At 44.2% G+C, this 14026-nt stretch carries 13 protein-coding genes and 1 pseudogene; 4 read left to right on the top strand and 10 right to left on the bottom strand.

Annotation, left to right across the window (positions count from 1 at the left end):
* Entirely contained in the window at positions 1-249 is a 249-nt protein-coding gene (locus NSQ57_RS12675; protein ID WP_061828348.1) for a phosphopantetheine-binding protein, read from the bottom strand.
* Between the two features lie 114 nt (positions 250-363).
* On the opposite strand from NSQ57_RS12675, the gene NSQ57_RS12680 reads away from it, so the two are divergent.
* Positions 364-1209 carry a PIG-L family deacetylase gene (locus NSQ57_RS12680; protein ID WP_341039378.1) on the top strand — a complete coding sequence of 282 codons (846 nt, stop codon included), beginning with the start codon at positions 364-366 and terminating at the stop codon, positions 1207-1209.
* Here NSQ57_RS12680 and NSQ57_RS12685 read toward each other — a convergent pair.
* From NSQ57_RS12685 to NSQ57_RS12710, 6 genes and pseudogenes are all read right to left on the bottom strand, one after another.
* Positions 1184-1450 (bottom strand): phosphopantetheine-binding protein, encoded by a 267-nt coding sequence (locus NSQ57_RS12685; RefSeq protein ID WP_322172237.1) that lies wholly within the window; start codon positions 1448-1450, stop codon positions 1184-1186. The genes NSQ57_RS12680 and NSQ57_RS12685 overlap by 26 nt on opposite strands.
* Before the next feature lie 2 nt (positions 1451-1452).
* Positions 1453-2496, bottom strand: a complete 1044-nt coding sequence (locus NSQ57_RS12690) for a hypothetical protein (protein ID WP_342424895.1) — start codon at positions 2494-2496, stop codon at positions 1453-1455.
* 312 nt (positions 2497-2808) lie between these two features.
* Complete coding sequence (locus NSQ57_RS12695; protein ID WP_340955456.1) at positions 2809-3078, bottom strand: GH32 C-terminal domain-containing protein; 270 nt, start codon at positions 3076-3078, stop codon at positions 2809-2811.
* Between the two features lie 52 nt (positions 3079-3130).
* On the bottom strand, positions 3131-4198 hold the full coding sequence (locus tag NSQ57_RS12700) for a glycoside hydrolase family 32 protein (RefSeq protein WP_342424896.1): 1068 nt from the start codon (positions 4196-4198) through the stop codon (positions 3131-3133).
* A gap of 942 nt (positions 4199-5140) precedes the next feature.
* Positions 5141-6355 (bottom strand): annotated as a pseudogene (locus NSQ57_RS12705) (IS3 family transposase).
* A 136-nt stretch (positions 6356-6491) separates the two neighbouring features.
* Positions 6492-6956 (bottom strand): IS110 family transposase, encoded by a 465-nt coding sequence (locus tag NSQ57_RS12710; RefSeq protein ID WP_340955459.1) that lies wholly within the window; start codon positions 6954-6956, stop codon positions 6492-6494.
* Positions 6957-7443: 487 nt separating this feature from the next.
* Here NSQ57_RS12710 and NSQ57_RS12715 point away from each other — a divergent pair, with 487 nt between their 5' ends.
* Entirely contained in the window at positions 7444-7581 is a 138-nt protein-coding gene (locus NSQ57_RS12715) for a hypothetical protein (RefSeq protein WP_250261288.1), read from the top strand.
* A gap of 42 nt (positions 7582-7623) precedes the next feature.
* Complete coding sequence (locus NSQ57_RS12720; RefSeq protein ID WP_254349570.1) at positions 7624-8622, top strand: methyltransferase domain-containing protein; 999 nt, start codon at positions 7624-7626, stop codon at positions 8620-8622.
* A gap of 763 nt (positions 8623-9385) precedes the next feature.
* Here the strand turns inward: NSQ57_RS12720 and NSQ57_RS12725 are convergent.
* The 3 genes from NSQ57_RS12725 to NSQ57_RS12735 all read right to left on the bottom strand — a co-directional run bounded on the left by NSQ57_RS12725 (position 9386) and on the right by NSQ57_RS12735 (position 10796).
* The gene (locus NSQ57_RS12725) at positions 9386-9514 is read right to left on the bottom strand and encodes a DUF4188 domain-containing protein (RefSeq protein WP_342426128.1); all 129 of its coding nucleotides are present in this window, start codon (positions 9512-9514) and stop codon (positions 9386-9388) included.
* Positions 9515-9522: 8 nt separating this feature from the next.
* On the bottom strand, positions 9523-9840 hold the full coding sequence (locus tag NSQ57_RS12730; RefSeq protein ID WP_342424897.1) for a hypothetical protein: 318 nt from the start codon (positions 9838-9840) through the stop codon (positions 9523-9525).
* A 755-nt stretch (positions 9841-10595) separates the two neighbouring features.
* Complete coding sequence (locus tag NSQ57_RS12735) at positions 10596-10796, bottom strand: CAP domain-containing protein (RefSeq protein ID WP_340955467.1); 201 nt, start codon at positions 10794-10796, stop codon at positions 10596-10598.
* A gap of 887 nt (positions 10797-11683) precedes the next feature.
* Between NSQ57_RS12735 and NSQ57_RS12740 the strand changes: the two genes are divergently transcribed.
* Entirely contained in the window at positions 11684-13846 is a 2163-nt protein-coding gene (locus tag NSQ57_RS12740) for an amidase (RefSeq protein ID WP_342424898.1), read from the top strand.
* The last annotated feature ends 180 nt before the right edge of the window (positions 13847-14026 follow it).

The raw sequence follows: 14026 nt of genomic DNA on the forward strand, positions 1-14026 counted from the left end.
CTACCCGACCTCTTGATTCATGCCTTTTAGGAATGCCATGAAGGCACCGATTGAGCGCAGACAAGCCAAGTCCAGGTCCTCGTAAACGATCTCCACCCCAAAAGCATCTTCAACTCCGAGAATAAACGTTATCATCTGTAGGGAATCTAACTCGACGTCGTTAATCAGATCGCTCTCCATTGTGAGAGTTTCACGAAGCGAGTCATCCTCGAGCACAGTTGCAATGATATTTTTTAATGTTTCAAACATAAACGTCATCCTTTCAACTTGTAGTTTCGATTTTTTATTTAATTCCAAAAAAAATAAATGAAAGGTATAATAGTAATATATTACTTATCACTGTTAAAGGGAGGGTTTGAAGCCTTGAATCACCACTGTCTGTTTGTCTCCGCCCATCTGGACGATGCTATTATTTCTTGCGGCGATTATATCGATTTGCTTGTTCGTGCTGGCTATCATGTGACCATAGCAACTGTTTTCACTGGTACTGGCACAGATCTATCCCTACTTGCTCGCATCCTGCACAAAAAGTTCGGACTAAGCTCCGACGTGATGAAGGTACGGCGAGAAGAGGACATTAGTGCATGTGATCTTCTCGATGTGGACACGATTCATCTGAACATGCAGGAATGTATCTATCGTAAAGATCGCAGCGGTGCCCCCTCATATGAAAAGCTGGACGATCTGTTCCGTAGTGACTACGAGACCGAGCTGGACGTGATTTCTGAGGCAACAAAAGTGCTTTTGACACGACTCTGTCTTACAGACTACGATCATATTTATATTCCGCTTGCAATCGGAAGACATGTGGATCACGGTATCGTGCGGGTTGCGGCCGAACAGGCTGTACGAAGTATTAGTGATCTGGAAGTCTCTGCCCGTTTGATTTACTACGAAGATCTACCGTATTTAAACTATGGTCAAGATATAAAATGGGAAATTGACCTAGCTCGGAATCTACATCCAGTCTACATTTCACTTCCCAAGTGCAGTTTGAAACAGAAGACTGCGGCCATCCTGGAATACCGCTCCCAGATCCGTCTATTATGGCACTCCCGATGGGAGATGCTTAGACAAGTGATTCAACATGCGCATTCGTGCCGTTCGCCAGAGCATCAGCCTGATCCAAACTCATATTGCTTCAGACTGCATGTTGTGAGTGTGCATGATCAAGTGCCGCTTGCTATAAGCGTTCCTGGTAACTTTTAATAAGATCAGCCAAGTCGCCAAGGGTTAGATGACTGCCTGCCATGTTACCTACCAGTTCGTCCGGGAGCTCTAGACCGAATTCGGTTTCGAGCTCCACGACGAATGTAATCATCTGCATAGAATTCATTTGGATCCATATCTCTTCAAGTAACGCATTAGCGTTTATACGTTGTTTATCGTAGTCCGGAATCTTTTGATGAATAAGGTTTTGGATGCGTTCCAAACAGGTTTGTTTTCTCAACGTTAGACCTCCTCCTCTACGCCCATTGGAGTTATGTTTGACACAAGGCTCAAGTTGTAGATCATAAGTTCGATAGTCTCGCGCTCACAGGCTTGAATACGCCTAATTAACACTTCCACTTTTTTGAGGTTATCTTCGTTTTTCGTCAGTGAATATTTGATAATCAAATTTCGCGCTAATAGAGCATCGTCGGCAATCGTCTGATAGCGAACCTTGAGCTGTTTACTTTCCCCTAGAACACCAGTTTGATTCATGAAGTCAATTCGTTCCAACATCAAGATCTTGTGATCATAGATCATTTGAAACGGGCGATTATCTTCCTCAATTTGTCCACTGCGTATGCGGGTTATATCCAAAATCAGCTCGTCATAAACACGAATTCCCCATACACATGGATTTGTTATATAACCCAACTCTCTGTATTTGTCGGCGGGATTTTCTCCATTTAAATAGTCCTTAAGGTGCTCAATAACATAGTTTAGATTAAAGTCATAAGCTGCTCGCTCGTTGAATTGTAACAGAGAGAGACCACCCTTCCACGCATACAACCAATCTCCATCATCATCGATTCCCTCGTAGGCACGTCTCATTTGCTCAAATGTTATTTCGTTAAATGAGTATTTCCCCCCCATGAATGTAAAATCGGCGATATGAAATATATCCCTCTCCTCGTCATAACCAAAAATAAATGAGTCATGTGAGAAGAAAGATTCAATATCCAAAAACTGCGCTTGATCAAGAAGCAAATAAATATAATTATTCATGTCTATACAATCCATCAGAAAAGTGCATATATCCTTGTTGAAATTTCGGACCAACTGACGACTTAAATGTTGGCGAAGCAGCCAAGGACAAAATTCAAAGGTAGGAGTACGGTAGAAGTCCACGTAGGAACTTCCCTCATTTAAGGTGAGCTGCAGCGGAATGAAATGTGTCATAATCCACGGCTTTGCTTGCGGGTAATTGGCTAGGACGGCAAACGTATTTGCCTGCCACTGCCACGAGGTGATTGCCGGATACTGCATCGGTAATATCTTGGATCGCAATTAGACACCCCCTTGGGAGAGAATTTGATTTAGTGTCAATTAGCTAAGAACTACAGACTGACAGCACAGATAGAGTCAAACTTCCTGGACCACCGCAACGCTGTAGTCCTTATTCGTTTTCAGGAGTGATTCTTCGTTAATTAGTTTGGGGCACCAAGTTCAGATCCGGGTGCCCAAAACCGGACTGTAACCATTTCTTCGAATCAAGCCATTGCTAAAGTCAAAACCGTCTCATTTTCCCAGATGCTTACCAGATCATTGATTTGAAGCGACCTTTAGTTCTTTCCGCCAAGGGCATAGAGTTCTAGTCCTCTACTTTCCAAGTCCGGGAAAATCATGTCTGAAACGATTTGTTTTTCCTTTATTGCCGAAGACCTCGACACTAGACCAATCAACGTAAATGCTCAAGGTTATCCGTTCATGCTCTGGCTTCATGGGGGCTTGGTGCTTTGCAGCAAAATCAGGATGGAAATCAATTGCGCTTGACTTCGTCCTATCGACAAACAGCTCCTCATTCAAGACATCATATCCGATGGTTGTCTCCTGAGTAGAAGAGGAACGCACCTTGAACCCGAATTCCACGGCAGTACCGATCTCAAATTCCGCAATAATTTCGGCCTTTGCAGTAGAAATATCAGATAAGACGGTTGCTACCTGGCTTAATCGTTAAGTCTTGCAGAGACATAATCGGTCTTCTGAGTTGACTTAACTCTCTTATAGGTACTTGGATTAAGCGAATTCCTTCCGGATATGTCTTAAGCTGAATCTCTCGGGGGATTGACATGTGGCCACGCCATTCCTTTGAAGGAAGGTTAGAGGCATAACGCCAGTTGTTCATCCAGCCGACCCAGATCTTTCGTCCGTCTTCTTTCGGAATACCATCCCATGTCACGGCCGCGTAAAAGTCAGACCCGTAATCTATCCATTTGATCGTATCGAATGATTCCAACGTTTCATCCCTTGTAAATACCTTACCGTCAAAGTTGCCTATAAAATACATCATGCCAGAACCGCCTGCTGGTGGTTCTGAATCGTTTGGATTCACACCATTTCTATCCCCGACACTTAGCATCAGAACCCACTTAGTGATATTGGGATCCTCATCCACTTGGATTTTAAATACCTCAGGACATTCAAATATCCCTCGATGGATACCCGGAATATCGGAACCGAAATCGCTTGCAAAAGAACATTCCTTCAGATTCGAAGACGTGTAAAAGTCGACGCGGTCTCTTACGGCAAGAACCATAACCCACATTGACGATTCTTCATACCAAAACACCTTCGGATCACGAAAGTCTAGCGTTTTCGTTGGGAACAAAACAGGGTTACCTTCATATTTTATCCAAGTTCGACCTTTATCCCTGCTGTAAGCGATGCTCTGCACCTGTGGTTTGCCGGGCTTAGCCACGTTGCCCTCATTCGTATAAATTGCAACTAATCCTGATCCTTCTTCGCTGAAGAAACCGCTTGTGTTGTTCTTATCAACCACTGTACTTCCCGAAAAGATCGCTCCGCCTTCCCCCGGCGGGATGGCTGGTGGAAGTTCCCCCCAATGCACCAAATCCTCACTTACCGCATGCCCCCAATGCATGCTGCCGAAGTCAGGCTGTGTATCATGTGGGGTATGTTGAATGAAATTGGGGCCTATATGTCTACCAGTAATACAGATTTCCTGATCCTTTTCTGCTGCTAATATCATCTGATAAGTGCATTTTGTTAATGTTGCTCACGCTCCTTTGGGTTTAAATAAGATCCATATTAGAATTGATTCAACTCGTTCGGGACATATTACGTCCACCTTTCTATAGAAGCAACCAAGAAAAACTACAAGAGCACTCAAAACAACATGCCCATATTTAACAAAATAAACCACATGTGTACAAATGTCAAACTTTTTTTCACATTCGCATTATTTTTTAAATTAAAATAAACTTTTTAGTTTACATATGCACATTTTAATAGTGTTTCATCTGAAAACGGCTGTTTTTATTTGAGTTCTCCTTATCGCATTTAATTACTCAGTAAATAAAATGTAAACCATTGAATACCCAAATGATGTTATGATTTTCAATAAACTATCCAATTTATCAAATAAAATTTAGACATTTGGATTTTTTGACTAATTCTCTGAATAATTTTTCGTTTTTGAAATGAATAAATAGGAAAAGCAGTTCCTTTTAGCTTTCTAAAGCTTTATTATCTCTTTGACATTCTCCTGGAGAACACAGGTTGTATCTCTAGATCGCTTACCACCACGTGCGAGGTCTACTAAACAATATGATCCATCATGGTGGACACTTCGCTGATTTTGGAGTTCATCGCGTCTACGGTAAGGTGATATCGTCGAAGAGGTGGCTCACTACAGTCTTAATACAAAAGGCACCAAAAACCAAATTACGGTTTCAGGTGCCTTTTGGCTTTATGCGTTTGTGCTTTGTAATGCTTTTATAGCCAGTCCCAACCCTCCGCAATGATTTAGAGGTCATTTTTTTCATTGTTAAAACTCATGATTTTTTTATCTATCAAATCCATCCATATGTATTTAGTCAAGTTACATTTACTATATATAGAATTAACATATCTTTATTGGTGATGAACTGTGACCCCATTTGTGGATCCTTTTGAAAAGGGTCCCTATTCATCAATCATCAGGAGTCATCTTTTTTAATGTCCATTGGAACCGTTCGGTATTGTAATAGGTGATGTATTCGTTGACACGAACTCGCAGCTCTTGTAGGGATAAGCAATCCTTGAACTCTAATTCATCCTTCATATGCCCGAAGAACGTCTCCATCGAAGCATTATTCCAACAGTTTCCTTTTCGTGACATCGATTGTTTAAACCCAGCTTTAGCGATAATGGAACGAACTTCAGGATGTGTGTAATGGAATCCCTGATCAGAGTGAAAGATAGCCTTCGGATGTACTTCCAAACGATTAAACAGCCGCTTCAGTGTTCGTTGAACAAGAGACAATTCAAATGAAGAGGACAGGTAGTGAGCTAAAATTTCTTTTGTTGCACCATCCTTTACACAGGACAAATAAGCCCGTTGGCCATTTCCATAATGCATATAAGTAATGTCGGTGAGCAATACCATTTTAGGCTCTCCCCGGTCAAACCGACGCTTCAGGAGGTTCGGGCAGGTGCGGTGCTCTTGCGTCGCTTTAGCCATTTTACGGTAGGGATTCGCTTGACGAATCACAGCAACGAGTCTGAATTTCCGCATCAAACGGCGAATTTTCTTATGATTCATAACGATTCCATGAAGCCGTTCTAACCTCATTTTGATGACCAGCGCGCCAGCCATCCCTCTAAGTGCATCAAAGTGCGCCTTCAGAAGTAAAAAGTCTCGTTCATCGGCAGCCTCTCGAAGCTGGCGGTGTTCTTCCGCCGCACACCAGCGATAATACCCGCTTGTACTTACCTCAGCAAGCTTACAAACTTTGTGCCTTTCGAGCGCTTCTAGCTTTTTTTAAGAGTTCATTCTCGGCTTCCAAAAGCTTGATACGAGCCTCGGCAAGACGGAGCTTTTCCTCAGCCGATAGCTCACGACTAACCGGTCTTTCTGAGCTTCCCTTCCCCTACGCTCTTCCAGCAGCCCAGCTTCACCTGAAGAAGCATATGTTTTCCACCAACGCTCCAGACATCTTTTTGGCGTCTCCTGTCCGATCAGTTCCAAGTAAAATCCTGTCTGTACGAAGATTTCCATGGGTGTATGCCCCGCTTGATTGGCCTGTACAGCCACAATCTTAAAGGCAGGGGAATACGTGATATTCTCTGATACGCGAAGAACGGATGGATTCGACTCCAGTACCTTGATCTCTTTCTCCGTAAAAACCCGTCCGATTTTCTTCATAATCTACATCCCCACAAACTTTTATAATCTGATTAAAACGCAAAAGACCCGTAAGAGGGTACTTTTTTCAAAGTGTCCATCTTACGGGTCACAGTTCATGACTTAGGAGTGGACTTTTTTTTATTTTTCAATAATTCTAGCTGTTTAGCTTCGCCTGCACGTACATAGCGGTCACAAACTCATGCTGCCTGGTCAAGTGCTGAAGCTCACTGTAGGACTCTTCCCACTCGCGATGCGCTTTAACATCCCCACGGTAATACATCTCGGCAATATGCCAAGCATCTGCTGCATCGGTTTTCACTTTTCGAAGTTGTGTGCCTTTGGATCGTTTCGCTTGCAAAGGATTGATGATGTAGTGAATCCATCCGCTACGTTTCAGATATCCTGCCAAACCTCGATGGTAATGTTCGGTTGCCTCGAAGACAACGACAGGCTCCACACCACTTGCCTCTTTCAGTTTGCTAGGCACTTCCCCTAGCCGCTCGAAACCTTCTTCACCATGCTGGAGGGTCTCCATCCTTCCATATGGTTCGTTACGCTTTTTGAAGACCTGAATAACACTACATCCTTTCGCCACATCAATTCCAACAACGGGTTGCATAAAAACCTCCCTAATTCGATTTACCGGCATTCCCACCTGGTTTCCAAACCCATAGCTTAGCTTGTGATACGAGGTCATAGCCCTCAACCAGCTCAAACATGGTCGTTGGATGGATTTTGTACAGGTTCTTTGTCCCTTAAGCCGCCCTCGTTCTCCGGGCTACCACCATCGTAAAACACCCATTAAAATAGGCAAACCAGAAAATTTCTTTCTGGCTGTCCTAATAATACGAAAAGCCGATATAATAGTGACTTTAAACGGTGCAATGTTCTTGTCCCTCGACACGTTGGCAGAGATTATTCATCACTATTGTAAAATAACTGGAAACATATGCATAAAAGTTGTATATTTAATTCATATTCTTGAAATTAATTCTAAATTTTAAAGGGGGGATTGATCGTGGTAAAGTGTTCATCCTAGCGCCAGGTAAGTAAGGATAAAATATCGCGCATCAGAAAAAGCAACAAATGGGGAGTAAAGATTATGAATGCAGAAAATTATTACGAATTTTGGTCCACTTTTCTTTATGAATAGGCTGGATGAAGGGCTTATGCTATGGGGCGGTGCTCGTCCCGATCCTTCTTCTGGTAAATGTCCGTTTGATTTGGAGAAAGGCGATAAATAATTATAGCAGCGCAAGCGGCTAAAACGATGAGGAGATGTAGATATGAAAACGACTTGGCCTTTGTCCGGTATTACCCTGGTATGCACTGAATGCAAGAGTGATCTTTATGAGGCGGACAACTGTTTGATCTGCGAGACCTGCGGCCTCGAATACGCCTGGGAAGAGGGCCTCGCAAGTATGTTAATTGACCGTCCTGTAGCGGAGAAGCTTGCCGAAGGCGCGGCGCAAAAGGAAGCGATCATCGGCATGTTTGACTCTATTAACCGGTCGCTTGAGGAGAAAAGACTGTCCAGATTTTCCACCTTTATTAACTGGGGTTATGCATCCGATAACGAACTACCGGGCGGCCCTCAAGGTATTAACCACAGCAGTATCCAGCTGCTTCGCGAAATTATTGGCGGCCTGGATGTTTCAGGCAAGGATATCCTGGAAATCGGTTGTGGACGGGGAGGCAACGTGAGCGAGCTATGCAAAAACTATGGGACCGGCAGCGTGGTCGGCATTGATCTGACACCGTCCAATATTCAATTTTGCCAAAGGAATAACCGATATGAGCAGGCTTACTATTGTATTGGCGACGCGGAGCAGCTGCCTGTTAAAACGGAAAGCTGCGACATTGTGCTGAACATCGAGTCCTCGCATTTGTACCCTCATATTGAGCTGTTCTTTACGGAGACCTACCGTGTATTAAAGCCAGGTGGGACATTTTTGTATGCGGATATTATGAGCGCTTCCGACGTGCCGCGCTATGAAGAGCAGTGGCAAAGACTAGGCTTTCACACCTCGTTGATCCGGGATATTACAGGCAATGTATTACAATCGGGAGACGATGCTCTGGATACCCGCCTGCATGCGCTTGAAGGCTCCTTAGAAGGGGAAGATCGAGTATGGGAATGGCTGGAGGCACCCGGCACGCAAAATCATACCGATATGGTCGCAGGTAGAAGAGTATTCAAAATTGTCCATTTGGTGAAGATGCCTCCGGCACCGAAGGAGAGCCTAGCCATGGTTGAAGGAGGAGCAGCGGTGAGTAATGCTTGACCATTAACAGACGTTAACTGGGCGTGTCCGCAGTGCAAGCAAACGCTTGTGAAGAGGGAGTTCTCATTCGACTGTACGTCATGCGGCGAAAGCTACCTCATGACCGCTGGCTCGATTCCATGTCTGCTTGTGGAAAGTGACGCGTTAGAAACGATGGAGCATAAGGTGCAGAAGGAGGCGGTTAAAGAGCTGGCAAGCGACAACACAAGGAAGACTCGATTTATTTTCAAGATTACAGTTCCAGACTCGTTCGCCCTGTTTTATTTATAGACCGGATAAGAAACTGACTTAAGAAGAGCTATCTTGCAAAATGAAATTACAATTGTCGCTAATCCCAACGGCAGCTGACATGGCAAATTCGGTAGCGTTATCCGACAGTGGAATTCCTTTATTTATGTTGATACTTAGCATTGTATTAATATCATAGCCCTCATTTTTGTATAATCCGACGGTCGATCCGCAGCCGGCTACAATTTTTAAACAGCGGTTCTCCAATATCGGAGAACCGCTGTTTTGTCTAGACAATATTTACGGGGCCTACTTCTCCGCAGATAGGGCGCATGTCTTTTATTGCACGGTGTGCTTTTGGCCAAAACCTCTTCAGCGCTTGATAGACTTCCTTTTTGTCCTTGATAACATATGCATGAACTGCTCCTACTTCAGATGATGGTGGGCGGACATCAACGTGCTGCTGTTGTACTGGTTCACCTCGCCAGCCAATCCCGAGAAACCCCAGATCTTTTCTTTGTTCATGTATAGTTCTCTAATCGGTCCCATTGCTTTGGAAAACAGGTAACCACTTATTTATCGCCCACAGACGATTTACTCGCATGCCAATAATAAATACGATAGACTCCCCATCGATCTCGGCCTTATATCTTACCTTCTGAATTCCTCACTTCACTTCTCCTTTTCACCCAACATGGTTCTCTGTTCAATAAACTTGATGTTGCTGGCAATGTGATAGACTTCGTTCTTCGTCAGGCCTTCTTTGTTGAGGTGACCCGCAGGATCGAAAGCCTGTACGTTGGTCCACATGAAATCCAATGTCTGATGTCTGTGCTCTTCGATCCTCATCTGCCCGATGTTTATATGACCAGCGCACCCGATGCCTGATATGTTGGCACCCACTGTGACCTGAGTTTTGTAGGAAATATCCTTCTCGATTCTTTTTCCTCCCTTGGCCATGCCATACCAAGGGACTTTCAGCCATTCCATGACAATATAAAATGTATACCTTGGCTCCTGTTCGCAGTTGATTGTCCTCTATTACATTTGCAATGACAGCATACATACGTCTGACCTCGAGATCAGAGAATTTATTTGTATTATTTCTCCGCTGTATATATCACCCATCCTTAATCCATTCTTCTATGAAAAACAAACTGGATGCCGTGTGTCCCAATCCTCCAAATTACCGTGTCGCGAAAAACCCGCTTTTATATACAGCCTTTGTGTCGCAACATTCTGCTCGTTTACAGCGAGCATTACTTCCTTGATCTCTGGTTCCAGCTGCTGAAGCAACGGGGTGAGTGCGTTCATAGCAGCCAGCGCATAGCCTTTGCCCTGATGTTACAGCGTAATAGATAAAGCTCCTATTAAGATAGCACGGGAGTATCTCTTTCCTTTAGCGTATTCGGAATTTTTATGTAAAATAAAGAATCCAACCGGCGTCTCCTCTTTTACAATAACAATGGGATACTTATCGGGGTTCGAAATGGCCTCCTCAATGACTTCTGCAGGCAGCGCAGTAAATCCGAATTGTTCTCCGGTCAGTGAAAATTAGCCAATGCCTCATTATATTGTTTATGATGTATAGTGAGACGTATCAGATTTTCCATAGGGATCCATCTCGACTTTCACTTTGATAGGTCCATCCGGTAAATAGCTGTTTCAGTCCCAAGGCAGTGGTATGAATGAACCCTTCTAAAACTTCCATGGATAAAATACTTAAATCACCTAAAGGTTCATTTTCAGGATTGTTTAAAAAGCTCCTCCCGATGGGCCGACAATCCTTCGAAGTGGGTGGTATTGTAATAAGCCGCGTGAGCCTGAGACGCCTGCGTCAATCTCGCATCCAGCTCCAACGGGCCTACGCCTACCTTCGCCCGGGTCTCGTTCAGATAAGCCAATCCGTCGAGTTGATCCTGCGTAAACCCTCCTTGCGAGGCCATCGTAGCCGAGGCCGCCGATGCGCGTTCTGCCGGATAAACCGGTACGATGACCGTAAGGGCCAGAACCGCGGCGCGCAGACAGGCTGCCCACCTGCGCCTCGATCTCCGGCCAATCCCCCAATTCAGCCTGTCGTTCTTGCTGCGTTTGCTTCCTTTCATTGTTTTTCTCCCCTCATGTTCCCCTTTTTACGAATCTTGCTAACCGACTTTCGACTGTAAAGCTATCGCCATTTTCCCTGAATTTCCTGCCTCGGCAAAAAAAGCTTCGGACGCGTTAGTGGGGCTATATACTGCTTGTTGAGGTTTTAACTACATTATTTAGATATTCACCTAATCGGCAATCGGATGATGTTCTTGTCCATTGCGGCAATCGGTACAAGTTCTTGTCCTTGGCTCGGGACAAGAACTTGTACCGATAACATAAAAAAGCCGCTAAAATAGCGACTTCAATGGGAATATGTTCTTGTCCCTCGACATCTCTGTTGTTTTATAAGGGTTTATTGGTTGGTGAATTTATGTCATTACAGGCGTATTTTGCTTTAACTCTTTGCTTTTATGTTCATCTCAAGTTTCTTCGTCTTTATGCTACTATTACAACACATTTAAGTTAGAATTAAGCCTCTATTGCCTCCTCCCGCGAAAAAACGGCACCAAAACGGTGTCGTTTTCATTTCAAAACTTGAATCAGCGATGATGCAACAATCTGAATCATGGATTACTAGATTTCACATTTAAAGTAGCGAATTCCCTTGTGTTTCTCATTACAAAAATTGACATTTCATATGAAAATAAGTAATATAATTAGAAACATTTATACTGTAAGGTGCCCTTCTCATCCCCCTCTTTTTAAATTCCTGATACTACCTAATTTTAAGGAGTGAAATGCTATGTGCGCACGAACGCTAAAAGCGAATAAAAGGAATGTAGTCAGCAACTATTGCAAATGGATTGCAGTTGGTATGATTTTAACTTTCACGGGATGCCCGCTTGCATCCGCCGCTCCTTCACCCTCATCCTCTAGTAAAACTAGTGACCCCGCCTCCTCTCTAGTCACATTTCAATTGCAAGAGGCTACAATTGCTCAAATGCAGGAAGCAATGAAGTCAGGAGCACTATCAAGTGTCGAGCTCACCGCCCTGTACCTTAACCGGGTATATGCCTATGATTCTAGTGGCATTCGACTGAATTCCATCCCTGTTCTGAACCCCGACGTACTAAAAGAAGCTGCTCAGGCTGATCAACTAAGGGCACAAGGTATTAAGACCGGGCCTCTGCAAGGCATCCCCTACACGGTTAAAGACAGTTACAAGGTTAAGGGACTCACTGTCGCTTCTGGATCTCCGGCTTTCAAAAACCTGATGGCAAAAGAGGATGCCTTTACAGTAGAGAAGATACGTAAATCCGGTGGGGTGCTCATTGGTAAAACCAACATGCCGCCAATGGCAGCAGGGGGAATGCAAAGAGGTGTTTATGGCCGTGCTGAAAGTCCGTACAATCCAAATTATTTGGCTGCAGCCTGGTACTCCGGCTCCTCTAACGGATCTGGTGTATCAACAGCCGCCAACTTCGCTGCCTTCGGCATGGGGGAAGAAACGGTATCCTCTGGAAGATCACCAGCATCGAACAATGGTTTAATTGCCTACACGCCATCGCGAGGCCTAATCTCCATTCGGGGGAATTGGCCGCTCTTCCCTATACGGGATGTCGTTGTCCCACATACGAGGACTGTCGAGGACATGCTCCGCTTGCTTGACGTGATCGTTGTAGAAGATAAGATTACCAAGGGTGATTTCTGGCGAGAACAGAAAGCCGTTCGGCTCCCTTCTGTCAACAGTGTCCGTCCCAAGTCCTATTTAGAGCTACGAGACATTCAAGCTTTGCAAGGCAAACGCATTGGCGTTCCGAAAATCTATATCGGTAAGGACCATGAAACCTCAACTCCGATCAAATTCAGACCTTCGATACAGGCATTATGGGAAAAAGCTGTAAAGGATTTAACTGCTCTTGGAGCTGAGGTTGTGGAAGTTGACTTCCCCTTGCAGGCCAACAGCGAGAAGGACCGGGCAACAGCGAAAACACCTGAAGAACGTGGTTTAATGCCGGCAAAGTGGGCTGAAAAGGAATTCGGGCTGCTTAATCCCTATGCAGCTGAGGAATTCCTTAAAAGTGTGGACGATCCGAATTTCCCGTCATGGGCTAATATAGACCCTGCAACCGTCTTCCCGAATCCACCCGATTCGGTAGATGCCAAACGTGGCAGAGACCTTGGCCACTATGACATATTTATTGAAACCATAAAGAAAGGCGTCACCCCTTACGAACAAATTCCTCAGTTTCAAGAAGGACTACGGGGGCTTGAAAATGTACGAAAGATTGATTTTGAAAATTGGATGAAGCAAAACAACCTTGATTTTATTGTATTCCCGGCAAATTCGAATATCGGTAAAGCTGACTCCGATGTGAATGAAACATCCTATGAGGAGGCTTGGGAGAATGGCAACTATTTCTCCAATACGAATTTTATTCTACGCGAGTACGGGATCCCAAGTGTGTCTGTGAGTATGGGCGCTATGAAGGATACCGGAATGCCCGTTAATCTGACAATGGCAGGTGCCGCATACAGCGATAACGACCTGCTTCGTTACGCTTATTCCTATGAGCAGGCTACCAAAAACCGTCCTATTGCAGCACGCACGCCAGCGCTTGAGGATGAAACCTTTTCCTATAACCCGCAAACTTCTCTCCCACCCTCTAAACGCAAGGAAACAGGAACCCCTGAACTTAAGTTGAATGCTTCAATCACGGATGATGTTCTCGCTTTGGAAGGTTCAGTCACAGATCAAAGCGATATCGCACAGCTTAAAGTTTATGTCAATGGCATTCGTGTCGTTATTACAGAAGATAAAATCAATTGGTCAGCAACGCTTCCAACTACTAAATATAAACAGGATGGTGCCTCCCAGGCCGATACGCTGCATATTCTCGTGCTGGCTAAAGATATTTACGGAAATACCTCTGCTCAAGTCAAGTCTGTCACTTTACCCCAATAACGTAGGACATCATAGAAATCACTTTTGGATTTTGTTGAATAAAAACAATTCGGTGTGTCTTCCTCTGCATGCACGCATAAATTAGATCATCATAAATAATCACACAGCAGTACAAGAGATTTAGATCGGATCAGCTATGTATAAATCATTGTGTTGATCGCAGCAAGGGAAACCATTGAT

It is taken from the genome of Paenibacillus sp. FSL L8-0502, assembly GCF_038593055.1.
In the GTDB taxonomy this organism is placed as follows: domain Bacteria; phylum Bacillota; class Bacilli; order Paenibacillales; family Paenibacillaceae; genus Paenibacillus; species Paenibacillus polymyxa_D.